Here is a 23,060-nt window from a genome sequence, read left to right as displayed (position 1 = left end):
GCTGCGTGGGGGAGGCGAGGGCTCGGGCACGACGGGGTTCATTGCGGAAGCGTCGCAAGGTCGTCTGAATCGCCGGTTACGGAGACCTTACGTGCGGGATAGCGCGGGGAGGACCGCCGGTTCCGGGAGGGACGTGTGGGGCACCCCGGCGTGCGCCTTCTCGCGATCACACGCCGTTCACCGCCCGCACGCCGTGGGCACGCCCCTCCCCCCGTAGGAGGGGCGTGCCTGGTGTGGGGCCCGAGTCGTGGCTCGGGCGGTGTGCGCCGTCAGCGGGCGCGGCGGCGCAGGAGCCAGAAGGCGGCGATCGTGGCGAGGGCGGCGACGGCGAGGACGACGCCGGTCGTCATGAGGTGCAGGGGCCAGAAGTGGGACGCCGGGTGCACCTCGGCGTACAGATCGGTGAAGCCCTTTTCGCTCATGCACCTGGCGTAGTCGATGTCGGCATCGGCGTCGAAGCAGCTCAGATCGTCGACGCGGGCGCCGGAGGCGGTGACGGCGCCCAGATCCAGCTGGTCCGCCGTATTCGGCAGCCGGCTGGCGGCTGTGCCGACGAGCGTCGTGGAGGGCCACAGCTGGTCGAACCGCTCGCCGAGCCAGAGGTGGAACGCGACCATGAAGCCGAGGGCCACGGTGAGCGCGGGCAGCGTCCGCCTGAGCACGATGCCCGCCAGGGCGCCGACAGCCAACGCGCACAGGGCGTACGCCAGGATCGCGGGGCCGCGGTTCAGGAAGGGGTCGATGTAGTACCACTCGTCGCCGCGCAGGTCCCGGTTCGAGGACCAGGTCCAGCGGTAGACCAGCACCAGGACGGTCATGCCGACGGTCAGCGCGGCGGCAGGCACCGCGAGCTTGACGGTGAGCCACCGGACCGGGGTGATGGACTGGGTCCAGGCCAGCTGGGCCGTACCCCGTTCCAGCTCGCGGCCGGTCAGTGAAGCGCCCGCCCAGGCGGCCACGGCGTAGGAGGAGTAGGCGATCAAGGTACCGATCGAGCTCGTGGCCGAGGAGTAGTCGAAGGCGGACCCGAGGTCGATGCACCCGTCCGCCAGCTTCCGGCAGGCGGCCCGCTCCGCGCGTATCTCCGCGCCGGTGACGTACTCCAGCCAGAGCATCCACCCGACCATGAGCAGCACGTACGCGCTCCACACCAGCAACGCCGAGCGGTGCAGGCGCAGCACGGTCCGGGCGACCCCGCGCAGGGGGACTCGGGCGGTGTCGCAGGGCGCGGTCGTGAGTGTGGTGCTCATGTCGTTCCTCCCTCGCGTCGGGGCGTGACGCCGCCCGTGCGGCGTCGCAGCAGGCGGAAGGCGGCGCCGACCAGCAGGGCGGTGAGCGCGAGGACGATGCCGGTCTCCATGAGGTGCAGGGGCCAGAAGTGGGCGGACGGGTGGTGGTCGGTGTAGTAACCGACCAGGTCGGGGACGCTGTCACAGCCCGCGGAGGTGTGGCAGGGGTCCGGGACGCGGGTGCCGTCGGAGGTGAGCGCGCCTTGGTCGACGACGAGGCCGGTGCGGACGGAGCCGCGCTGCTCCACCGTCGTCGTCACGGTGACGGGTGGCCAGAGGTACGGGCGCAGCTGGGCGAGCGCGTACATCAGACCGGTCATGGCGAGGAATCCGACGCTCAGTGCGGGCAGCGAACGACGGACGAGCAGTCCGGACAGGGCACCGACGGCGAGGCCGAGGAGAACGCGGCTGACGGCGAGGGGGCCGTTGCCCACGAAGAACTCGGCGTAGTACTCCTGCCAGCGCCACGGCCCGTCGCCCTGTGTGATGTGCGCCGACCACATCACGCGGTGGAGCAGGACGAGCAGAAGGGTGCCCGCCGTGAGCAGGGCGGCCGGGACCGCGAGTTTGGCGGCGAGCCAGCGGGCCGGGGTGACGGACTGGGACCAGGCGAGCTGGGCCGTGCCGTTCTCCAGCTCGCGGCCGATCAGCGCGGCACCGGCCCAGAGGGCGACGAGGAGGGGCGCGAGGCTGATGAGTGAGGAACCGACGGTGACGGCTGTCTCGTACCGTTCCAGGGCAGGGGCGCCGACGTTGCAGTCGACGCTCGTCTTCCCGTCGTCCAGGCAGTTCTCCGTGTGGTAGCCGGCCCAGGCGGCATCCACGCCCGGCCCGGCCGCCCAGAGCAGCGTCCCCGCGGCCACGACGATCGACAGCGCCCAGCACAGGGCCGCCCAGCGGTGCAGGCGCAGGGTCAGCCAGATCAGTCCGTGGAGGTCCCGCTTCGTGCGTCGACCTTCGTGGGCGACGGGGGCCTGGGCAGGCGGTGTGGTGGCTGTGATCGTCATACGGATCCTCCCGCCAGGCGGCGCAGCAGGCGGAACGAGGTCCAGATCAGCAGGGCTGTGGCGGTCAGGACGATGGCTGTTTCGACCAGGTGGAGGGGCCAGAAGTGGGAGGAGGGGTGGAAGTCGGCGTAGAAGCTGACGACGTCGGTCCGGCCGCAGGAGTCGTCCGTGCACTCCACGTCCGAGACGCGTTCACCGGTGCTGCTGATGAAGCCGCGGTCGACCAACTCGCCGGTCCAGTCCCGGTCCGCGGTCTTGGACACGAGGGTCTCCACGGGCCACAGCAGGTGACGGTTCGACTGGAGCGCGCCCGCCAGGAGGGCGGTGCCGACCAGGCCGACGGCCAGTCCGGGGAGTGAGCGGCGCAGCAGCAGGCCGGCGAGAGCGCCGACCGCGAGGCCGAGCAGGGCGTACGCCGTGCCTACGCTGCCGTGAGCGACGAAGACGGTGGACTCGAACCAGTCCCGGGTCCCCAGCGCCTGCCGCAGCCGCTCCTCGCGCCACCACACCAGGCGGTTCAGCAGGGTCAGCAGGACCGTCCCGGAGACGATCACGGCGGCTGGGACCGCGAGTTTGGCGGCGAGCCAGCGGGCCGGGGTGACGCCCTGGGTCCAGGCCAGCCGGGCCGTGCCGCTCTCCAGCTCGCGGGCGATCAGGGCACCGCCCGCCCAGGCGCCGATCAGGGCCGGGGCGACGGTGAGGACCGCGGGGCCGAGGGTGGCGGCCAGTCCGTAGAGGGAGTACGCGGGGCCTGTCGAGCAGTAGTCGATCCGCGCGCAGCCGCTCTTGAGCTGCTCGGTCCAGGCCGCGTCGAGCCCCGGTCCGGCGGCCCACACCAGTCCGGCGGAGACGAGTCCCACCAGCAGGCACCAGAACCACAGGGCCGACTGGTGCACGCGGAACGTCGCCCGGATCAGCCCTCGGGTCGGGGTCATGGCCGGGGCCGTACCGCTCTCCGGCGCGCGGGCGGTTCCGGGGGTCCCGGTGGGCGAGGTGTCCATGGCGGACCTGGTGGGCGTGGTGTTCATACGGCCGCGCCCCGGGTCTCGGCACCGTTGGTGCCGTCCGCCGCGTCGGCGTCGTCCGCGTCCGTGTTCCCTTCGTCCGCGTCGGCGATCGTCAGGGCCGGGGCCTCCGGTGCCCGCAGATGGGCGAGGACCAGCTCCTCCAGGGTCGGCTCGGCTGTCTGCCAGCCCTCGCCGACCGGGCCCCGCGGGCGGATCAGCGCGGTGAGCTGGCGGCCCTTCGTGCGGGACTCGACCACGGTGTGCGGGTCGAGGTCGCCCACCGGGCCGGTGACCAGGGCGTGCGCGGCGAGGACCTCGTCCAGCGGGCCCGCGAGCCGGACGCGTCCGGAGCCCAGCAGGACCAAGTGGTCGCAGGAGCCCTCCAGTTCGGCCACGACGTGCGAGGACATGACAACCGTGGTGCCGTGCTCGGCGGAGTTCGCGAGCAGCGTGCCCATCAGCTGGTGCCGGGCGAGCGGGTCGAGGTCGGCCATCGGCTCGTCCAGGAGCAGCAGTTCGGGCCGCTTGCCGAGGGCGAGGGCCAGGGCGACCCGGGTGCGCTGACCGCCCGAGAGGGAACGGATCTTCGCGTTCCTGTTCAGGTCGCCCTCGTCCACCACCCGCTCGGCGGCGGCCGCGTCCCAGCGCCGGGTGTTGAGCTCGCGGCCCAGCCGCAGGGTCTCGGCCACGGTCAACTGCGGATGGAGGGGCTTGTCCTGGGCGACGTAGGCGATGCGCTCGCGGGCCGCGGCCGGGGTCGTGCCCAGCACGCTGATCGTGCCCTCGGTGGGGGCGAGCAGTCCGGCCGCGTGGGCCAGGAGGGTCGACTTGCCCGCGCCGTTCGGTCCGACGAGTGCGCACACCCGCCCCGACGGCAGCCGCAGCGTGCACGCGCGCAGCGCCCAGCTCGCCCGCCGCCACCCGAACTTCTTGCCGAGCGCGGCCGCTTCCAACGCGGTCCCCGTCATGCCTGGTCCCCCTGATCTCGCTTGTCGGTCGTGAAGTGTTCGTCGAGTACGGACGTGAAGAGGGCCTCCACGTCGTCCCGTACGAGTCCGGTCTCCCGGGCCCGTACGGCCCACCTGTCCAACTCGGCCCGCAGCGGGGAGTCGGCGGGCGCGGTGCCCAGTGACCTCCGTACGAACGTGCCGAGGCCGCGGCGGGCCTCGACCAGGCCCTCGCGCTCCAGCTCGCGGTAGGCCTTCAACACCGTGTTCGGGTTGATCGCGGTGGCTTCCACGACCTCGCGGGCCGTCGGGAGCTTGTCGCCCGGTTCCAGCAGCCCCATCCGCAGGGCCTGTTTGGTCTGCTGGACGATCTGGACGTAGGTGGCGACACCGCTGCGCCGGTCGATGCGGTACTCGACCACTCGGACAACCACCCTTTCACTAATTGAGTAGTGAAAGGGTGGTGCAAGAGAGGGGGCGGTGTCAACAACACCGCCCCCCGCCTGTGGAAAACTCCGGGTGCGTCAGGTTTCGCGACGTTGCGTCAGGTTTCGCTGCGGTACATCAGGTCCGTCTCGTACGTCACGAAGCCGAGGCGCTCGTACACGGTCACGGCCGCCTTGTTGTCCGCGTCGACGTAGAGCATCGCGGTGGGCAGGCCCTGGGCGGCGAGATGGCGCAGGCCGATCGTGGTGAGGGCCTTGCCGAGGCCGCCGCCCTGCGCGCCGGGGCGTACGCCGACGACGTAGACCTCGCCGAGCTGTTCGGCCGCGTGCGCCTTCGTCCAGTGGAAGCCGACCAGTTCCTCTCCCCGGAAGGCCAGGAAGAAGCCCGCCGGGTCGAACCAGGGTTCGGCCTTGCGGTCGTCGAGGTCGCGCTGGGTCAGGGAGCCCTGCTCGGGGTGGTGGGCGAACGCCTCCGCGTTCGCGGCGAGCCAGGCCGCGTCGTCCGCGCCGGGGACGAAGGTGCGCACGGTGACCCCGTCGGGGAGCGCGGGCTCGGGCGGGTCGAAATCGGCCAGGGAGCGGCGCATCTGGCGGAGTTCGCGGAAGAGGGTGAGGCCGAGCACCTGGGCCAGGTGGCGGGCGGCGCTGTGGCCGCCGTGCGCCCAGACCCTCAGCCGCTTGCCGGACTCGGCGAGCAGGGCGGAGCCGAGGGCGCGGCCGTGTCCGTGACCGCGGTGGGAGGGATGGACGACGAGTTCGGCGGCCGGGGCCTCGACGGGGTCGTTGTCCTCCAGCTGGGCGTACCCGACGAGGGTGTCGCCGACGGTGAGCAGGAGGTGGGCCACGCCTTCGCGGGGGCCGCCGCGGAGTTGGAGGCGGCCCTGCTCGGACACCGCCTGTTGCCCGTCGACCTGGGCGGCCTCGTCGACGAGGGTGAGGACGGCGGCCTTCTGGTCGGGGGTGAGGTCCAGGCTTGTCTCGATGCGGCGCGCTCCGCTGGGCTGGGCCGTGTCGTCGCTGGTCATGAGTACGAGATTAGCTCCGCAGGGGGCGCCTACCGGGTGGGTCGGTTCCGGCGTCTCGCGGGTGCGGCCTGAATGTGGCTGGTCGCGCGGTTCCCCGCGCTCCTCTGGGGCGCGCGATGTTGTCCCCCTTTGTCAATACTCCTCCCCGATGGCAATCAGGTCGTAACCATGAACCCCCTGCCGCGCTACGCGCGTTGACCCTAGGCTTCGGGCCGACGGGGCCTGTCTCACGTTTCTCTTACTTCCAAACGAACCAGGGGGGCACATGTCAGCCACACCCCACGCCCAGCACCGCAGAAACCGCCGTAACCGGATCCTCGCCGTCGCGGCCGGGCTGGCGACTGTCGGTGCGCTGGCCGCCGCGATCCCGGCGAGCGCCGGTGAGACGCAGACCGGCAAGGACAAGCCGAACCGGTACCAGGACGTGCAGCTGCTGTCGTTCAACGACCTGCACGGCAACCTGGAGCCGCCGGCCGGTTCCTCGGGCCGGGTGACCGAGCTGCACGAGGACGGGACGACCACCACGATCAACGCCGGTGGTGTCGAGTACCTCGCCACGCACCTGCGCGAGGCGCGTCGGGCCGACGACTACACGATCACGGCCGCCGCCGGCGACATGGTGGGTGCCTCCCCCCTGATCTCGGGCCTGTTCCACGACGAGCCCACCATCGAGGCGCTCAACGGCCTCGACCTCGACGTCACGAGCGTCGGCAACCACGAGTTCGACGAGGGCGCGAAGGAATTGGCCCGCCTGCAGAAGGGCGGCTGCCACCCGACGGACGGCTGCTACGTCAAGGGCAAGAAGTTCAAGGGAGCCGACTTCCCGTACCTCGCCGCGAACGTCATCGAGAACAAGACCAAGAAGCCGCTCCTGAAGCCCTACTGGGTGTGGAAGAAGAACGGCGTCAAGATCGGCTTCATCGGTGTGACGCTGGAGGACACCCCGGGCGTCGTCTCCGCCGAGGGCGTCAAGGGCCTCACGTTCAAGGACGAGGTCAAGACGATCAACAAGTACGCCAAGGAGCTGGAGCGCCAGGGCGTCAAGTCGGTCGTCGCACTGATCCACGAGGGCGGTGCCCCCGCCTCCACGTCGTACAACTACGACTGCGACTCGCCCGGCGCCGGTGACGGCATCTCCGGTCCGATCGTCGACATCGCCAAGAACATCACGGCCAAGGTCGACGCCGTGGTCACGGGCCACACGCACGCCGCGTACGCCTGCACCATCAACGACCCGGCGGGCAAGCCGCGCATGGTCACCTCGGCCGCGTCCTTCGGCCGCCTCTACACCGACACCACGCTGACGTACGACCGCAAGACCGGCGACATCTCCCGTACGGCCGTGGACTCCGCTAACCACGTGGTCACCCGTGACGTCGAGAAGGCCGCCGACATGACGGCCCTCATCAGCCGGTGGAACACCCTCGCCGCGCCCATCGGCAACCGTGCCATCGGCTACATATCGGCCGACGTGCCCAACGCCGGCACCGAGTCCCCGATGGGTGACCTGATCGCCGACGCGCAGTACTGGTACGGCAAGACGCTCGACCCCGAGGTCGACCTCGCGCTGATGAACCCGGGTGGTGTGCGCGCGCCGCTGACCTACGCGGCCAAGGGCACCGAGGGCGACGGCGTGGTGACCTACGCCGAGGGCTTCACCGTCCAGCCGTTCTCCAACACGGTCAACCTGCAGAACTTCACGGGCGCGCAGCTCATCTCGATCCTCAAGGACCAGGTGAGCGGCGGGAACGCGGCTTCGCCGAAGGTGCTGCTGCCGTCCTCGAACCTGAAGTACACGCTCGACCTCACGAAGACCGGCGCGGACCGGATCGTCGTCGACAGCGTCAAGCTCAACGGTGCGGCGATCGACCCGGCCGCCACGTACCGCATCGCGACCAACAGCTTCCTCGCGGGCGGCGGCGACGGCTTCCCGACCCTGGGCCAGGGCACGAACGACCTGGTCGGCGGGGACGACCTGGCGGCCCTTGAGCAGTACCTGCTGGCCAACTCCTCGGCCACGAGCCCGCTCGCGCCGCCGGCGGCCGACCGGATCACGATCATCAACTAGTCCCACCGGATCACCGGGGGCGGTCGTCCGGCCCGGGTGGTGCGTGACTGGTCACGCGGTTCTCCGCACCCCTTTCCGGGGCGCGGGGAACCGCTTTTTAGCGCTCCACGGCGTGTGGCCCGGGTGACCCCAGGTACCGACTGAGGTGAACCGACGCGTCCAGCATGGCCACGCCTCGTGCGGTCAGGCGTCGTCGCCAGTCGGTCATGGCGGCGGCGAGGGCGTCCGTGCCGCCGGCCGTGCGGATCTGGCGGACCGCGGTGGAGATGTGGTCCAGGGGATAGCCCCCGCGGCGGAGAAGATGGGCGAGTTCGGCGTCGCGGATGTCGGCCGGGCGGTAGACGCGGTAGCCGGTGCGCGGGTCCCGCGCGGGAGAGAGGATGCCGGCGTCCTCCCAGTTGCGCAGGGTCGCCGGGGTGACGTCGAGCCGGTGGGCCAGTTCGCCGACGGTGAGGGTGTCGGAGCCCGCCGCTCCCACCGTGGGCTCCGCCCCCTCCGAAACGGCCGTCAGATGGTCCACCGCCTCGCGTACCGCTTCGAGGGTCTCCCGGTCGCGGAGCAACTGGACGTGCCCACGGTCGACGATCGTCAGGGCGTGGTCGAGGTCCTCCTCGTGCACGGCACGCATGATGCGGCCCGCGGCGGCGTGGCCGTACGCCGGGACGAGGGCGAGGAACGCGCGGAGGGCCGCCGCGTGCACCTCGGTGTAGATCCGGTAGCCGCTGTCCGTGCGCTCGGCGGCCGGGAGGAAGCCGTCGCGCTCGTAGTTGCGGACGGCCTGCGCCGAGAGGCCGTGCTCGCGGGCGAGGTCGGAAGGACGCATGCTGATCACCGGTTTGAGACTTTACGCGACGGCCGCACAGCCATCTGCCTGTTCAGGAAGCTCAGGGGCCACAACCGTCCACCCCAAGTATCAACCGATCTTTCAAGGATACGATTGAGGCTCATGAGTCGGGACATTCGAGACTTCGTGACCCCGTCGTGCGACCTTCTGGCGCTCGGCGAACCGAACCACCTGGATCCGGCCTTCGGGCACGCCCGCAACGAGCTCTTCGCGCAGCTCGTCGACCGTGGCTTCCGTTCGATCGCCCTGGAGACCGACCGCGTCCCCGCGCTCGCCTTGGACGACCATGTGAGGGAAGGGACGGGCGACTTCGACGAGGCGATGCGCGAGGGCATCGCGTTCGGCCGGGGCGAGATGGCCTCCAACAGGGAGCTGATCACCTGGATGCGCGAGTACAACCGGACCCGCCCGCCGGAGGAACGCCTCGCCTTCCACGGCTTCGACGCCGAGATGGAGAACATGAGCGCGCCCAGCCCGCGCCGCTACCTGGAAGCCGCCCACGCCTACCTGGCGTGTCACGCGGGCCTGCCCGCACCTCTCGCCCTCACCGACGACGCCGCCCTCGACATCGCGCGCCTCACCGGAGACGACGAACGGTGGAGCCGTACCGAGGCGGTCCTGGACCCGGCCGAGTCGATCGGAGCCGCGCCGGAGGCCCAGGCGCTGCGCTGCCTCGCCGACGACATGCTCACCGAGTTCCACGCCCGCGCGCCGCAGTTGATCGCGGCGACCTCACGCGCCGCGTGGTTCCGGGCGAAGGCCCACCTCAGCGCGGGTATCGGCCTCCTGCGCTACCACCGGCAACTGGCGCGCCCCGCCGCAGAGAACGTCCGGCTCTCCCGCATGCTCGCCACCAGGGACGCCCTGATGGTCGAGAACCTGCTCGACATCCGCGCCGTCGAGGCCGACCGCGGTCCGACCCTGGTCTTCGGCCACAACGTCCACCTGCAGCTCGGCCCCAGCCATATGCGCATGCGAGACCTGGACCTGGACTGGTACGGCGCAGGCGCGATCCTGGGCCCACTGGTGGGCGAACGGTACGGGTTCCTCGCGGGGAGGCCGGGCGGCGAGGGGCCCCTGTACACCGTCACCGACGCTTAGCAACGGCCCTCGGGGGCGTCGTCGGCACGCTGGATCCGCCGTCCCCTGCTGATCGCGATCCGCACCACGTCCTCCAGTGACTCCACCGCCCGCGTCAGCGCGAAGCGCACAGCCCGGTCGCCGGCCGCCGCGTCCCCGAGTACGGCCCTGCTCCCGGCCAACACCTCCTCGGCCGAGCCCAGTTGGGAGACCTCCACGCTGTCGGCGAGGAGGGAGAGGGTTCCGGGGTGCGCGGTGTCCGGGTCGAGATAGCAGGGCTTGCCGTCGGGGGTGGTCCACGGCAGCAGACGCAGGCCGTTCCTCATGCGAGCACCTCGTCCACGACGCCGTACACGTAGAGCTCCTCCGGGCTGAGGACGTAGGGCCGTACGAGGTTGTCGTACGGCTCGAAGGGCCAGATGTCGTCCGGCTTGCGCGGGGGCGGAGGGGGCGGAGCGGGTTGCGGCGGCTCCTCCGCCTCGGACGGCGACGGACCGTGCGCGGCCCAGCGGAGCAGGGCCTCACAGAGCCGTTGGACGAGTGCGCGCATGACGGTGCCTCGACTTTCGTCTCAGGGTCTTTTCAGGGTCGGCCTGACGAGCGGTGATTACCGTTCGTGTCCTGATCGTCACGGGTGCGTCGTACGTTGGGGAAGGGGGTTGCCGTTGCCTGGCGCCCCAGACAACGGCGAGGGGTGACATGGGCGAAGTCGTTGACGCGGAGCGGGAATCAGGGCGGGTTGCGCTGGGGCGGACCCTGCTGTTCCTGCGGGAGAAGGCGGGCAAGACGCTGACGCAGCTGGCGGCGGAGACGTCGTACGACAAGAGCTATCTCTACCGCCTGGAGAAGGGCGAGCGGCTCTCCAAGCGGACGGTCATGGAGGACCTCGACACCTACTACGGGTCCGGTGACCTGCTGGTTCGGCTGTGGCGGGATGCGCGCCGGGAGGTCATCAAGGACAAGTACAAGGCGTTCATGGAGCTGGAGGCGGCGGCTCGCGTCATGTGGATGTTCCAGCTGCGAGTGCCGGGCATCTTGCAGACGGAGGAGTACGCCCGCACGGTGTTGTCAGGGTTGTCTGGAGCCCAGACAACGCCAGGCAACAGCGAGGAGATCGAGGAGCAGGTGGCTGCGCGTATGGGGCGGCAGGAGTTGCTGTACCGTCCTCAGGCGCCGAACATCCGCGTGATCCTCGACGAGGGTGCGGTACGGCGGGCCGTGCCGAACGCGAAGGTGTGGAAGGACCAGCTCGCGCACTTGGTGGAGGCCGCGGAGCTGCCCTCCGTCGCGATTCAGGTGCTGCCCTGGTCGGCCGGTGTGCACGACCTCATGGACAGCCACCTCTGGCTCTTCTGGCCACGTACTGGCGATGCCGTCGCCTATGCGGAGGGCATCGGGATCGGTGAGTTGATCGAGGATCCGGACAGGGTTCTGGCTTACCGGCTGTCCTACGATCTCGTCAGGGACGCGGCGCTGACTCCGGCCGAGTCGACCGTGTTCATCAAGCGGCTTCTGGAGGAGTGCAGATCATGAACCGGACCCTCGACCTCGGCACCGCGGTGTGGCGCAAGTCGTCGTACAGCGACGGGGGCGGCACGAACTGCCTCGAAATCACCGACGACCTCCCCGGCATAGTCCCCGTCCGGGACAGCAAGGCCCCGGACCGCCGCCCCCTCCTGTTCTCCCCCCGGGCCTGGGCCGCCTTCGTCAACCTTGTCGCGGTCGACTGAGCGCCTCCGGGTGAAGGTCGGGCTCCGAGGCGGGACGCCTGGGTCATGGTGTGGCTATGGTGAGTCCATGGCAGACAGTACGACCATCCAGGTCTCCAAGCAGGCCCGCGATCACCTCGCCCAGGTCGCCAAGGAACGCGGCATGACCCTCGGCCAGCTGATCGAGCAGCTGGCCTCGGAACAGCCGACGGCGGAACAGATCGCGGAGAGGGTCGCCGCCACCCGCAAGGTCCTACGTGAGCGCATGGGCTGCACGCTCACCGACGAGGAGTTCGACAACGGGCCCGACGTCCTGGCCAACATCTACGCGATGGCTGCGGAGAAGATGCACTCCGGGCGTCAGGCGACGCGCTCTGAAAGGGAGCGCGCCGCGTGATCGTCCTCGACACGGACGCGGCCCTCGCGCTCGCTCGCGGCCACGAGGCCCTTCACCGGCTCGTCGACAACGTCGCGCACACCCCCGGTGACTGGTTGCACATCCCCTCCCTGTGTCTCATGCGGGCAGAGGAGAAGGACGAGGGCGTCGGGCGGGCACTGCTCTCGTTGCCGGGCATCCAAGTGGACTCACTCGGGCAGACAGCCGCTGTCACGGTGGGCGGGATGGTCCGTGACGGATGGGGTGGAGCCGACACCTGCCACGCTCTCTACGTCGCCACACCACACCTGGAGACGGGCGGTATGTCCATCATCCTGACCGGACGCGAGGACGACTACCCGCCGGGTGTACTCGCCATCGACATCGACTCCCCAGGAATGCTCGGCTTCCACTGAGGTCAGAGCTACGGCGTCCCCGGCGTCTCCGGCGCCCCCGGTGGAGCCGTCGGCGCCCCCGGCAACCGCACCGTCGCCAGCGTGCCGCCGCCGTCCGCGCGGGACAGGGACACCTCGCCGCCCGCCTGCTCCACCGTCCGCGCCACGATGGAGAGGCCCAGGCCCGAGCCCGGCAGCGAACGTGCCGACGGGGAGCGCCAGAAGCGGTCGAAGACATGGGGGAGTTCGTCGGCCGGGATTCCAGGGCCGTGGTCGCGGACCGTGAGGACGCCGGCGTCGAGGGAGACCTCGATCGTGCCGCCCTCGGGGCTGAACTTCACCGCGTTGTCGAGGATGTTGACTATGGCCCGCTCCAGCGCGGACGGTTCGGAGCGGACGTACCAGGGGTTCAGGTTCGCCGTGATCGTCAGCTCGGGACCGCGCAGACGGGCCCGGCGCAGGGCCGCCTCCACCTTCTCCTGGAAGTCGACGACCTGAAGGTGCCGACCGCCCTGCTGACCCGATTCCGAGCGGGACAGCTCCTGCAAGTCGCCGATCAGGGAGGCGAGTTCGGTCATCTGGGCCGTCACCGAGGCGAGCAGGGCCTTGCGGTCCTCCGCCGGGATCGGGCGGCCCGTCTCCTCGCTGCGGGTGAGGAGTTCGATGTTCGTGCGGAGGGACGTCAGGGGCGTACGGAGTTCATGGCCCGCGTCGGCGATCAGCTGCTGTTGCAGTTCGCGGGAGCTCGCCAGCGCGCTGGTCATCGAGTTGAAGGAACGGGAGAGGCGGGCGACCTCGTCCTCGCTCTCCTCCTCCACGGGGATGCGGATGCTCAGATCCTCGGTGCGCGCCACGTGCTCGACCGCCTCGGTGAGCTTGTCGACGGGGCGCAGGCCCGCCCGGGCCACGGCCAGGCCGGCCGCACCGGCGCCGACGACTCCGATGCCGGAGACGACGAGGAGCAGCAGCGCCAGCTCGTTGAGCGTGGACTGGGTGCCCTTGAGGGGCACGGCCACGACGTAGGCGGTGCCCGGCATCACGTACTGCCGCTCGCCGTTGTCGAGGACGAGTGCCGTGGCCAGTACGCGCACCGAGTTGCCCTCGCTGTCGGTGCCGTTGCGGATCGTGCCGGACTTGATCTTGGGGTTCGCGGCCACTTTCTTGTCGCTCTCGGCGACGTTCACCACGCCCGTGGAGTTGGGGAAGACGCACGTCGTGCCGTCCGTGGTCACCACCTGGGAGTAGCCCTTGTTCTTCGGCCCCCAGAAGGACTGCGACGGTGCCTCGGGGCAGGCGGTGAGGACGGCGTCCTGCACCATCTGCTCGGGCAGCGCTCGGCTGGCCATGGCCTCCAGGTCGTTGTTGACCTCCTCGTACAGCTTGCCCTGCACGATGAACCAGCACGTCACCGACACCGCCGCCACCGCGAAGGCCACCGCCGCCGCGACCAGCATCGACAGCCGGGCCCGGATCGGCAGGGACCGGTAGCGGCTCAGCAGCCTCCTCACTCCGCGCCGCCCTGTCGCAGGACGTACCCCACGCCCCGCACGGTGTGGACGAGCCGCGGCTCGCCGCCGGCCTCGGTCTTGCGGCGCAGGTACATGACGTACACGTCGAGGGAGTTGGAGGACGGCTCGAAGTCGAAGCCCCAGACGGCCTTGAGGATCTGCTCGCGCGTGAGGACCTGGCGCGGGTGCGCCATGAACATCTCCAGGAGCGTGAACTCCGTGCGGGTCAGCTCCACCGGCCGCCCGCCCCGCGTGACCTCCCGCGTCGCCAGATCCATCCGCAGGTCCGCGAAGGTGAGCGCCTCGTCCGCCTCGGCCCGCTCGGCGACGCCGGCCGCGTACGAGCTGCGACGCAGCAGCGCGCGGACCCGGGCGAAGAGTTCGTCCAGCTCGAACGGCTTGACCAGGTAGTCGTCCGCGCCGGCGTCGAGGCCCGTGACACGGTCGCCGACGGTGTCGCGGGCGGTGAGCATCAGGATCGGCGTGGTGTCGCCCGCGCCGCGGATCCGGCGGGCGGCGGTCAGCCCGTCCATGCGCGGCATCTGTACGTCGAGGATGACCAGGTCCGGCCGGTACGCGGTCGCCTTCTCCAGCGCGTCGGCACCGTCGACGGCGACCTCGGTGTCGTAGCCCTCGAAGGCGAGGCTGCGCTTGAGGGCGTCACGTACCGCCGGCTCGTCGTCGACGATGAGGATGCGCTGGGGTTCGGGGGCGCGGGCGCCTTCGGCGGAGCTCATGTGGTCTTCGTTCCTCGGAAGCGGTGGATTGCGGTGGCCGGGGCGCCGTGGGGGTTCTCGTGCGTCGCCCGGTGCGGGTCCGGTGGGGCTTCTCGCGCAGTTCCCCGCGCCCCTGACGGGGCGCGCGCGGTTTCGCCCTAGCCTCGCACGTCCCCTGGCCCCGCAGTAGGCCGTACCGGCTCAGCCGCGAACCGTACGTCGGCGCGGGCGCGCGGCCGTGCTGCGACGGGCCGGGGCATGGAGGGCCGCCACCTCGGGGGCCCGCGTCACCGCCGGGTGGAGTTCGGCCGCCACCGCGAGGGCGAGGCCCAGCCCGGCCGGGTCGCCGGCGCTTGCGACGGCGTGGGAGACCTGCGTGATCATGTCGAACTCCTAGGACTCAGCGGGACTGACGGGACGGAGGGGACGGAGGTTGACGGACGGGACGGCGGGGACGGGGGATGGAGGGGGCAGGGGAGGAGACCTGCTCGGAGGGAAAAGACCTGGTCGGAGGGGCGGACCTCAGTCCGAGCCGCCCGCCCGCAGGGTGCTCAGGTCGGCCTTGACCGTGTTGATCGGGATGGCGAAGCCGAGGCCGACGCTGCCGGCGCTGGAGGAGGTGGCGTCCGCGGCCGAGTACATCGCGGAGTTGATCCCGATGATGTTGCCGTTCATGTCGATGAGGGCGCCGCCGGAGTTCCCGGGGTTGAGCGAGGCGTCGGTCTGGAGCGCCTTGTACGTGGTCGTCGAGGAGCCGGTGTCACCGTTGAACTGCCGGCCACCGAACTCGAACGGCCACTGTCCGCCGCCACCGCCCTGCTGCTGCCCCTGGCTCTCGTCCGTCGAGACCGTGACGTCACGGTCGAGCGCGGAGACGATGCCGCTGGTCACGGTGCCGGTCAGACCTTCGGGGGAGCCGATCGCCACGACCTGGTCGCCCACCTTGACCCCGGCGGAGTCGCCGAGCGTGGCGGCCTTCAGCCCGGACGCGTCCCGGAGCTTGATGAGGGCGAGATCCTTCTTGCTGTCGGTGCCGACGACCTCGGCCGTGTAGGACTTGCCGTTGCTGGTCGTCACCTTGATCTGGGAGGCGCCGGAGATGACGTGGTTGTTGGTGACGATCTCACCGTCGCTGGTGATGATCACACCGGAACCGGTGGACTCACCCGCGTTCGAGGTGGCGTTGATCTCCACGATGCTCGGGCTGACCGCCGAGGCGACCCCGGAGACCGTGCCCTTCTGGCTGGTCGGCACCACGCTGGTGCTGGCGGAGCTGGAGGCCACGGTGTCCGTACCGGTCAGCTCCTGGATGCCGTACGCCGTACCGCCGCCGATCGCCGCCGCGACGAACGCCACGGCCGCGAGCAGCGCGATGGGCCCCCGGGTACGCCTTCTCGACGTGGGTGCGGAGGACACCGGCTCGGTGAGGAGCGCGGTGGGGGCGGCCTGTGCCGAGGCCGCGGTCGTCGGGTCGTACGCCGGCGGGGGCGGCCACTCCGGGTTCACGGGGTTCGCCGGGGTCACCGGGTTCACCGGGGCGGAAACGTGCTGCTGCCCCTGGTACGGGTTCTGCTGCCCCTGGTACGGGTTCTGCTGACCCTCGTACGGGTTCTCGTACTCGCCGCTGCGGCGGAAGCTCTCGGTCATGCATCAGAGCCTGCCGCCCGACCATGAGACCTTCCTGAGTGCTCCCTGAGAACCCCGGAAGAACCTCGTTCGCCCCATATAAAGACGCGGGGCAAGCCCGGCGGAGCTACTCGCAGCCGCACGACCGTCGAGCGACCAGCTTCGAAGGGAACAGCTTCACCCGCTCGCGCCGGGACCCGGCCACCCGGATGCCGTCGTCCAGCACCAGGTCAACCGCGGCCCGGGCCATGCCCGTACGGTCCGTCGCGATCGTCGTCAGCGGCGGGTCCGTGAGCGCCGCCTCCTTGACGTCGTCGAACCCGGCCACGGCCAGCTCGCTCGGCACCTCGATGCGCAGCTCGCGCGCGGCCCGCAGCACCCCGATCGCCTGGTCGTCGGTGGAGCAGAAGATCGCCGGGGGCCGGGCCGGGCCCGACAGCAGCTCCAGCGCCACCTGGTAGGCGTCGTACCGGTTGTAGGGCGCCTGGAACAGCCGCCCCTCCGTGGGGATCCCGGCCTCGTCCATCGCCCGCCGCCAGCCCTCGACGTGGTCGGAGACGGGGTCGCCGACGAGTGGGGTCTCGGCGAGGCCACCCATACAGGCGACGTACGCGTAGCCGTGGGAGAGCAGATGGTCGACGGCGAGCTTCGCGCCGCCGATGTCGTCGGTCACCACGGCCACGTCGTCGATGGCCTCGGGCCGCTCGTGCAGCAGCACGACCCGCGCGTCCCACGCCTCTATCTCGGCGGCGGCGTTGTCGTTGAGGGCGTGGCTGACGAGGATCAGCCCGGAGACGCGCATCCCGAGGAACGCCCGCAGATAGTGGACCTCGCGCTCGGCGACGTAGTCGGTGTTGCCGACGAGCACCATCTTTCCGCGCTCGGCGGCGGCCTGCTCCACGGCGTGGGTCATCTCGCCGAAGAAGGGCTGGCGCGCGTCCGGCACGATCATGCCTATGAGATCGGTACGCCGGGAGGCCATCGCCTGGGCGACTCGGTCCGGGCGGTACCCCAGCTCCTTGATGGCGGCGAGGACACGCTCGCGCGTGGCCGGGGCGACCGGCCGGGGTCCGTTGTTGATGACGTAGCTGACGACGGCGGTCGATGTTCCCGCCAGTCTTGCCACGTCATCCCGAGTCACCTTGGCCACGCGCGGAGTCTACGCGGATGGACCGGCCCTGGGCAGGGCGTACGACGGCGCACCTGTGAGTTACCTGTGCGTACGCCGTCCGGGGTGTTCGCCACTACGCCTCGGCCGGGATCTCCACGGCGTCCAGGGGCGCCGTCTCGTCCGCATCCGCCGCCTTTGAGGGGGCCGCCTTGGCCTTCGCCTCGTCACCGGCGCGCTCCGCCTTCTCGGGCGTAACGAATCGATAACCGACGTTCCGGACGGTTCCGATCAGCGACTCGTGCTCGGGGCCGAGCTTGGCGCGCAACCGCCGTACGTGCACGTCGACCGTCCGCGTACCGCCGAAGTAGTCGTAGCCCCAGACCTCCTGGAGCAGCTGCGCGCGGGTGAAGACGCGGCCCGGGTGCTGGGCGAGGTACTTGAGGAGCTCGAACTCCTTGAAGGTGAGGTCGAGGACGCGCCCCTTGAGCTTGGCGCTGTAGGTCGCCTCGTCCACCGAGAGGTCGCCGTTGCGGATCTCCATGGGGGAGTCGTCGTTGACGATCTGCTGCCTGCCCATGGCCAGCCGCAGGCGCGCCTCGACCTCGGCCGGGCCGGCCGTGTCGAGGAGCACGTCGTCGATGCCCCAGTCGGCGGTGACGGCGGCGAGGCCGCCCTCGGTCACGACGAGGATGAGGGGGCAGCCGGGCCCGGTGGAGCGCAGCAGCTGACACAGGCTGCGGACCTGCGGCAGGTCACGGCGCCCGTCGATGAGGATGACGTCGGCACCGGGGGTGTCGACGAGGGCCGGGCCTTCCGCCGGGGCCACGCGCACGTTGTGCAGCAGCAGGCCGAGAGCCGGAAGCACCTCCGTGGACGGCTGGAGGGCGTTGGTCAGGAGCAGCAGAGAACTCATACGTCTGGTTCCTCCTCGGTCCCTGCGAGGACGCGTGTGGCGGGCGCTCGTACAGCTGCGGTCACCTGGCGTTTTTCCGCTCGTATACAAGCTTGCCTAAAGCACGAAAGGACCCGGGGGCGACATTGCCCGAGTCCTCTGTCCAGCAGAATAGCCCACATGAGTGCTGGTCCGGCAGGTCATGTGACGCGATCTTTCGACATCCCGAACTCTGAGACGGTCGATCGAACCCTTTCGGGGCCGCCGCGAACCCCTTTGCGCAGGTTTCTACGGACTGACGACGGGGTGAATATCGAGGCCGTATACGATCCAGAATTCGTTGTATACAACCGGGCGGGAGACACCGGAACTCCACCTTCCGGCCACCTCGCCGACCGCTTCGATCGCGCCGATGACGCCGTGGGCCGGTCCGGCGGCCACCCCGTCGCCATCGTCGTCGCGCACGGCTTCACGGGGGACGCGGATCGTCCGTATGTTCGAAGGGTGGTGGAGGCGTTCGCCCGCCACGCCTCCGTCGTCACCTTCTCCTTCCGGGGCCACGGAAGATCCGGAGGCCGTTCCACGGTCGGGGACCGCGAGGTGCTCGACCTCGCGGCGGCGGTCCGCTGGGCCCGTGAACTCGGCCACGCGCGCGTCGCCACCGTCGGCTTCTCCATGGGCGGCTCGGTCGTCCTGCGCCACGCGGCCCACCCCGACGCGGGCACCGACGCCGTCGTCTCGGTCAGCGCCCCTGCCCGTTGGTACTACCGGGGCACGGCCCCCATGCGCCGGGTCCACTGGCTGATCACCCGCCCCGAGGGCCGCCTCCTCGGCCGCTACGGCTTCCGCACCCGTATCCACCACCGCGACTGGGACCCCGTTCCCCTCTCCCCGGTGGAATCCGTGCCCCTCATCGCGCCGACCCCCCTGCTGATAGTCCACGGCGACCGTGACGGCTATTTCCCGCTCGACCACCCGGAGATGCTGGCCGCGGCGGCGGGCGACGACGGCGAACTCTGGCTGGAACGGGGCATGGGCCACGCGGAGAACGCGGCGAGCCCGGAATTGCTGGGGAGGATCGGGGAGTGGGTGGTGAAGGGGGTCGGGGCCAGGGGCGTAGCCTGACCCCGTCACGACTCATACAAGAGGAAAGCAGATGCCAAAGGGCACCGTCCGCTACTGGGCCGCAGCCAAGTCCGCAGCCGGCGTCGCCGAGGAGCCCTACGACGCGGCCACCCTCGCGGACGCCCTGGACGCGGCCCGCGACCGCCACCCCGGCGAACTCGTCCGCGTGCTGCGGCGCTGCTCGTTCCTCGTCGACGGAAACCCCGTGGGTACCCGTGCGCATGAGACGGTACGTCTGGCCGAGGGCGGCACGGTCGAGGTGCTCCCGCCGTTCGCAGGAGGGTGACCCCCACATCATGAGCAACCAGCCGTACGGGTACGAGGGCCACCAGGGGTACCAAGGGCAGCAGGGGCAGCAGGGGTACGACGCGTACCAGCAGCCGCATGCACAGGCGCATCTGCAGTCGCAGTCGCACTGGCAGGGGTACGACGAGAGCCAGGACGCCCACGCCCAGCAGTACACCCAGCAGTGGCAGGGCCAGACCTGGGAGACCCAGATCCAGCCCCAGACCCCTCCCGCCGCCGCCAACCTGACGGAGACGGCGTACCTGCCCCAGCAGTCCGCCGCCCCGGGTGGCCAGTACGACGGCGGCCAGTACGCCCCTCAGGCCCCGGCGCAACACCATGCCCATGCCCATGCCGAGGCCCAGCACCAGCCTCAGGCGGTGCCCCAGGGGCAGGCCGGTCCGGAGGCCGGTGCGGAACCCGCGCCCGGTTACGGTCCGCCCACCCTCACCGGCAACGCCCGGATCACCGACGCCCAGCGGGCGCGGGCCGAGGGCCGGTCGCCGATCATCGAGCCCGGGATGCAGCCGGCGCTGATCACTGCTGTCCTCGGCCTGCTGCTGGCCGGGGCCGCAGCGGTGGGGGAGTACGCCCTCGCCGTACCCCTCGTCGTCCTCCAGGCCGTGACCGCGGCGGGCTGGTTCCGGCTGAACGGCATGTGGCCGGCCCGGCAGGGCATCGTGCTGGCCTTCGCGGGCGCCCTCGCGGCGGACGCGGCTCTCTTCGCGGCCGGCCGGGAGCACGCGCCCGCCGCGATCCTCGGGACGCTCGGTGTGTGGGTGCTGCTCGGCATCGTGCTGGGGCTGCGCAGCCACGCGGACCCGGACGAGCGGATGTACGGACTGATGGCGACGGTGGCCTCGTCGGCGCTGGCGATCATCGCGACCGGCTATCTGGCGGCCGTCGCGGACGCGGTGACGGTGGGTGGGGTCGCGGTCGCGGTGGCCGTCCTGGCGCGGGCGTTGCCGCTGCCGACGCCGGCCTCGGTGGTGGTGTCGCTGCTGGCGGCGGCGGGGGCGGGGATCGCGGTCGGGGGTGTGACCGGGTCGGGGGCGGCCGGGGCGCTGCTCGGGGGTGGGGCCGCGTTGTGCGCGCTCATCGGCCACCGGGTCGCCAGCTATGACTACCCCTCCCGTTTCGTTCACTTCACCGCGGGTGTGGCCCTGCCGCTGACGGCGGCGGCCCCGGCGGTCTATCTGCTGGGCCGCGCCCTCGTCTGACCCGGCGTTTTTTCGCCCCCGCCGCCCCTGCCCGTCCCTCCCCCAGGGGCTGCCGCCCCTTCGACCCCGCTCGGTCGTCGGTCGTCTGCGGGCCCGGTGGGGCTTCTCGCGCAGTTCCCCGCGCCCCTAATAGGGGCGCGGGGAACTGCGCGAACGGGGTCCGGGGCGGAGCCCCGAGTCTTTGACGCGGAGGTCGAAGGGGGGCTCCTGTCACAGGTGATCAACAACGCGCACGAACCCACTCCACCCCGACAGCCCCACGATTACCCTCGGGTAGAACGGCCACCGGCCGCCGAGCGGACAACGTGGGGAACACCGAGACATGCGCGCACTGCGAATACTTGTCATCGTCGCCGTGATCCTTGGCGGCCTCTTCGTCGCCGCGGACCGCCTGGCGGTCGGTTTCGCCGAGGACGAGGCGGCCCAGCAGCTGAAGGCCGGTGAGGGCCTGACGACCACCCCGGACGTGTCCATCAAGGGCTTCCCCTTCCTCACCCAGGTCGCGGGCGGCGAACTCGACGACGTCGAGGTCGGCATCGAGAACTTCGAGGCGAGCACCGGCAAGCCCGGCGAGAGCATCCGCATCGCCGACCTGCGGGCGAACATGCGCGGCGTCGCCTTCTCCAGCGACTACAGCTCCGCCACGGCCGACAGCGCCACCGGCACCGCGACCATCGGATACGACGAGCTCCTCAAGGCCGCCAAGTCGGAGCCCACCGACGTCGGCCTCGGCTTCACCGCCCGCGTCGTCGGCCTCTCCGACGGCGGCAAGGGCAAGATCAAGGTCAACGTCGAGATCGACCCGCCGGCCCTCGACCCCCAGACCGTCTCCGTCCTCAGCAGCGTCAGCGTCAAGGACGACAAGGTCGAGGTGCAGGCCGACTCCCTGCCCAGCCTGGGCGGCACCGACCTCGCCGAGAACGTCGTCCGTTCCATCACCGACTTCCAGCAGGCCATCGACGACCTCCCCGGTGGCATCAAGCTCGACAAGGTCGAGGCGGCACCGGACGGCGTGGACATCACCGTCAAGGGTTCGAACGTCAAGCTGGCGGGGTAGGACGACGAGCGGCTCGCTCCCCGGCGGCCGGGGGCGGGCATCGCTGGTCGGCAGCGCCCGCGTCCGAAAGGCGAGACGCAGCCGTCCGTACCGTAGATGTGACGACGGCTACAGAGCCCCGGTCGCCCCGTCACCGCAGCCTCGCCAGCCACTTCATCCCACATTCCGGACGATCGCGTCTCAGAATACGACATGCCGGTGACACGCCCGCCTGTCCGTCCCTACGATCGACACTCATGAAGCGACAGGCGGATCTCACGAAGCGGCGGGCAGTAGACCTGTGCCGCGTCGCCGCCATGCTCTGTCGCACCTTCTGAGCGACGGAATCTGCCGCCGCGTTCCCCGATGCCCGCCCTGTTCCAGCCAGGGCCCACCCCTGCGCGCCCCCGGCCGAACCGCCGGAGGCATCCGCACACCGCCGCAACTGCCCCGGAGGAGAAAGAGCATGAGCCGCAGCGACGTCCTGGTCGACGCCGACTGGGTCGAGGCCAACCTCAACGACCCGAACATCGCCATCGTCGAGGTCGACGAGGACACCACCGCGTACGAGAAGAACCACATCAAGAACGCGATCCGGATCGACTGGACCAAGGACCTCCAGGACCCGGTCCGCCGTGACTTCGTCGACCAGGAGGGCTTCGAGAAGCTCCTGTCGGAGAAGGGCATCGGCAACGACACCCTCGTCGTCCTCTACGGCGGCAACAACAACTGGTTCGCGTCCTACGCCTACTGGTACTTCAAGCTGTACGGCCACGAGAACGTCAAGCTGCTCGACGGCGGCCGCAAGAAGTGGGAGCTGGACGCCCGCGAGCTGGTCGACGAGGTGCCGGTGCGCCCCGCGACCGAGTACAAGGCCAAGCCGCAGAACACCGCGATCCGCGCCTTCCGTGACGACGTCGTCGCCGCGATCGGCTCGCAGAACCTGGTCGACGTGCGCTCGCCCGACGAGTTCTCCGGCAAGCTGCTCGCCCCGGCCCACCTGCCGCAGGAGCAGTCGCAGCGTCCGGGCCACGTCCCGTCCGCCCGCAACATCCCGTGGTCGAAGAACGCCAACGACGACGGCACCTTCAAGTCGGACGACGAGCTCAAGGAGCTGTACGCCGAGGAGCAGGTGGACCTGGCGAAGGACACCATCGCCTACTGCCGTATCGGTGAGCGTTCCGCGCTGACCTGGTTCGTCCTGCACGAGCTGCTCGGTGTCGAGAACGTCAAGAACTACGACGGCTCCTGGACCGAGTACGGCAGCCTCGTCGGCGTCCCGATCGAGCTCGGCGCCAACAAGTAAGCACCACCAGCACCACCAGCGGTACCCGCACACCCCCGTTCG

The 23,060-nt window shown here is 70.6% G+C and carries 26 protein-coding genes; 11 read left to right on the top strand and 15 right to left on the bottom strand.

Annotated features, from left to right (window positions below):
- Positions 1-269 precede the first annotated feature (269 nt).
- From GWK25_RS40430 to mshD, 6 genes are all read right to left on the bottom strand, one after another.
- Positions 270-1,250, bottom strand: a complete 981-nt coding sequence (locus GWK25_RS40430; protein ID WP_215456492.1) for an ABC transporter permease — start codon at positions 1,248-1,250, stop codon at positions 270-272.
- Complete coding sequence (locus tag GWK25_RS40425; RefSeq protein WP_215456489.1) at positions 1,247-2,296, bottom strand: ABC transporter permease; 1,050 nt, start codon at positions 2,294-2,296, stop codon at positions 1,247-1,249. The genes GWK25_RS40430 and GWK25_RS40425 overlap by 4 nt, the downstream gene beginning before the upstream one ends.
- Complete coding sequence (locus GWK25_RS40420) at positions 2,293-3,324, bottom strand: ABC transporter permease (protein ID WP_251829251.1); 1,032 nt, start codon at positions 3,322-3,324, stop codon at positions 2,293-2,295. Before GWK25_RS40420 ends, GWK25_RS40425 begins: the two co-directional genes overlap by 4 nt.
- A complete protein-coding gene (locus GWK25_RS40415) occupies positions 3,321-4,271 on the bottom strand; it encodes an ABC transporter ATP-binding protein (RefSeq protein ID WP_215456487.1) in 951 nt (316 codons plus the stop codon). The genes GWK25_RS40420 and GWK25_RS40415 overlap by 4 nt, the downstream gene beginning before the upstream one ends.
- Positions 4,268-4,672 (bottom strand): GntR family transcriptional regulator, encoded by a 405-nt coding sequence (locus GWK25_RS40410; RefSeq protein ID WP_215456485.1) that lies wholly within the window; start codon positions 4,670-4,672, stop codon positions 4,268-4,270. The genes GWK25_RS40415 and GWK25_RS40410 overlap by 4 nt, the downstream gene beginning before the upstream one ends.
- Positions 4,673-4,794: 122 nt before the next feature.
- The gene (mshD, locus tag GWK25_RS40405) at positions 4,795-5,721 is read right to left on the bottom strand and encodes a mycothiol synthase (protein ID WP_215456483.1); all 927 of its coding nucleotides are present in this window, start codon (positions 5,719-5,721) and stop codon (positions 4,795-4,797) included.
- 265 nt (positions 5,722-5,986) lie between these two features.
- Between mshD and GWK25_RS40400 the strand changes: the two genes are divergently transcribed.
- Positions 5,987-7,789, top strand: a complete 1,803-nt coding sequence (locus tag GWK25_RS40400) for a bifunctional UDP-sugar hydrolase/5'-nucleotidase (protein WP_215456481.1) — start codon at positions 5,987-5,989, stop codon at positions 7,787-7,789.
- Positions 7,790-7,886: 97 nt separating this feature from the next.
- Here GWK25_RS40400 and GWK25_RS40395 read toward each other — a convergent pair whose 3' ends face one another.
- Positions 7,887-8,612 (bottom strand): TioE family transcriptional regulator, encoded by a 726-nt coding sequence (locus GWK25_RS40395; protein ID WP_215456479.1) that lies wholly within the window; start codon positions 8,610-8,612, stop codon positions 7,887-7,889.
- A gap of 123 nt (positions 8,613-8,735) precedes the next feature.
- On the opposite strand from GWK25_RS40395, the gene GWK25_RS40390 reads away from it, so the two are divergent.
- Positions 8,736-9,734, top strand: a complete 999-nt coding sequence (locus GWK25_RS40390) for an erythromycin esterase family protein (RefSeq protein WP_215456477.1) — start codon at positions 8,736-8,738, stop codon at positions 9,732-9,734.
- On the opposite strand, the gene GWK25_RS40385 is transcribed toward GWK25_RS40390, so the two are convergent.
- Both GWK25_RS40385 and GWK25_RS40380 read right to left on the bottom strand, forming a co-directional pair.
- Entirely contained in the window at positions 9,731-10,039 is a 309-nt protein-coding gene (locus GWK25_RS40385) for a hypothetical protein (RefSeq protein WP_215456475.1), read from the bottom strand. The genes GWK25_RS40390 and GWK25_RS40385 overlap by 4 nt on opposite strands.
- A complete protein-coding gene (locus GWK25_RS40380) occupies positions 10,036-10,263 on the bottom strand; it encodes a hypothetical protein (RefSeq protein ID WP_215456473.1) in 228 nt (75 codons plus the stop codon). The genes GWK25_RS40385 and GWK25_RS40380 overlap by 4 nt, the downstream gene beginning before the upstream one ends.
- 149 nt (positions 10,264-10,412) lie before the next feature.
- Here GWK25_RS40380 and GWK25_RS40375 point away from each other — a divergent pair, with 149 nt between their 5' ends.
- The 4 genes from GWK25_RS40375 to GWK25_RS40360 all read left to right on the top strand — a co-directional run bounded on the left by GWK25_RS40375 (position 10,413) and on the right by GWK25_RS40360 (position 12,214).
- On the top strand, positions 10,413-11,246 hold the full coding sequence (locus GWK25_RS40375; RefSeq protein WP_215456471.1) for a helix-turn-helix transcriptional regulator: 834 nt from the start codon (positions 10,413-10,415) through the stop codon (positions 11,244-11,246).
- Positions 11,243-11,443, top strand: a complete 201-nt coding sequence (locus GWK25_RS40370) for a DUF397 domain-containing protein (protein WP_215456468.1) — start codon at positions 11,243-11,245, stop codon at positions 11,441-11,443. The genes GWK25_RS40375 and GWK25_RS40370 overlap by 4 nt, the downstream gene beginning before the upstream one ends.
- A gap of 67 nt (positions 11,444-11,510) precedes the next feature.
- Positions 11,511-11,819: a hypothetical protein gene (locus tag GWK25_RS40365; RefSeq protein ID WP_215456466.1), complete on the top strand. Its 309-nt coding sequence runs from the start codon at positions 11,511-11,513 to the stop codon at positions 11,817-11,819.
- Entirely contained in the window at positions 11,816-12,214 is a 399-nt protein-coding gene (locus tag GWK25_RS40360; RefSeq protein WP_215456464.1) for a hypothetical protein, read from the top strand. Before GWK25_RS40365 ends, GWK25_RS40360 begins: the two co-directional genes overlap by 4 nt.
- Positions 12,215-12,222: 8 nt before the next feature.
- Here the strand turns inward: GWK25_RS40360 and GWK25_RS40355 are convergent, their stop codons facing one another.
- The 6 genes from GWK25_RS40355 to GWK25_RS40330 all read right to left on the bottom strand — a co-directional run bounded on the left by GWK25_RS40355 (position 12,223) and on the right by GWK25_RS40330 (position 18,067).
- Positions 12,223-13,701, bottom strand: a complete 1,479-nt coding sequence (locus GWK25_RS40355; protein WP_215456462.1) for a cell wall metabolism sensor histidine kinase WalK — start codon at positions 13,699-13,701, stop codon at positions 12,223-12,225.
- Complete coding sequence (locus GWK25_RS40350) at positions 13,698-14,438, bottom strand: response regulator transcription factor (RefSeq protein WP_215456461.1); 741 nt, start codon at positions 14,436-14,438, stop codon at positions 13,698-13,700. Before GWK25_RS40350 ends, GWK25_RS40355 begins: the two co-directional genes overlap by 4 nt.
- A gap of 180 nt (positions 14,439-14,618) precedes the next feature.
- A complete protein-coding gene (locus tag GWK25_RS40345) occupies positions 14,619-14,801 on the bottom strand; it encodes a hypothetical protein (RefSeq protein ID WP_215456460.1) in 183 nt (60 codons plus the stop codon).
- Positions 14,802-14,939: 138 nt separating this feature from the next.
- Positions 14,940-16,064: a S1C family serine protease gene (locus tag GWK25_RS40340; protein ID WP_215456451.1), complete on the bottom strand. Its 1,125-nt coding sequence runs from the start codon at positions 16,062-16,064 to the stop codon at positions 14,940-14,942.
- 106 nt (positions 16,065-16,170) lie between these two features.
- Positions 16,171-17,193, bottom strand: coding sequence for a LacI family DNA-binding transcriptional regulator (locus GWK25_RS40335; protein WP_215456449.1), 1,023 nt, complete (start codon positions 17,191-17,193; stop codon positions 16,171-16,173).
- A 94-nt stretch (positions 17,194-17,287) separates the two neighbouring features.
- The gene (locus GWK25_RS40330) at positions 17,288-18,067 is read right to left on the bottom strand and encodes a response regulator transcription factor (protein ID WP_215456448.1); all 780 of its coding nucleotides are present in this window, start codon (positions 18,065-18,067) and stop codon (positions 17,288-17,290) included.
- Positions 18,068-18,226: 159 nt separating this feature from the next.
- Between GWK25_RS40330 and GWK25_RS40325 the strand changes: the two genes are divergently transcribed.
- The 5 genes from GWK25_RS40325 to GWK25_RS40305 all read left to right on the top strand — a co-directional run bounded on the left by GWK25_RS40325 (position 18,227) and on the right by GWK25_RS40305 (position 23,018).
- The gene (locus GWK25_RS40325) at positions 18,227-19,171 is read left to right on the top strand and encodes an alpha/beta hydrolase (RefSeq protein WP_215456447.1); all 945 of its coding nucleotides are present in this window, start codon (positions 18,227-18,229) and stop codon (positions 19,169-19,171) included.
- A gap of 31 nt (positions 19,172-19,202) precedes the next feature.
- Positions 19,203-19,457 carry a MoaD/ThiS family protein gene (locus GWK25_RS40320; protein WP_184892340.1) on the top strand — a complete coding sequence of 85 codons (255 nt, stop codon included), beginning with the start codon at positions 19,203-19,205 and terminating at the stop codon, positions 19,455-19,457.
- A 10-nt stretch (positions 19,458-19,467) separates the two neighbouring features.
- Positions 19,468-20,676: a hypothetical protein gene (locus tag GWK25_RS40315; RefSeq protein WP_215456442.1), complete on the top strand. Its 1,209-nt coding sequence runs from the start codon at positions 19,468-19,470 to the stop codon at positions 20,674-20,676.
- 322 nt (positions 20,677-20,998) lie between these two features.
- Positions 20,999-21,733, top strand: coding sequence for a DUF2993 domain-containing protein (locus tag GWK25_RS40310; protein ID WP_215456441.1), 735 nt, complete (start codon positions 20,999-21,001; stop codon positions 21,731-21,733).
- A 445-nt stretch (positions 21,734-22,178) separates the two neighbouring features.
- Entirely contained in the window at positions 22,179-23,018 is an 840-nt protein-coding gene (locus tag GWK25_RS40305; protein WP_215456440.1) for a sulfurtransferase, read from the top strand.
- Positions 23,019-23,060 lie beyond the last annotated feature (42 nt).

Origin of the sequence: Streptomyces sp. ATCC 21386 (genome assembly GCF_018728545.1) — a bacterium.
GTDB lineage: Bacteria > Actinomycetota > Actinomycetes > Streptomycetales > Streptomycetaceae > Streptomyces.
This window is presented reverse-complemented; position numbering and strand designations above follow the sequence as displayed.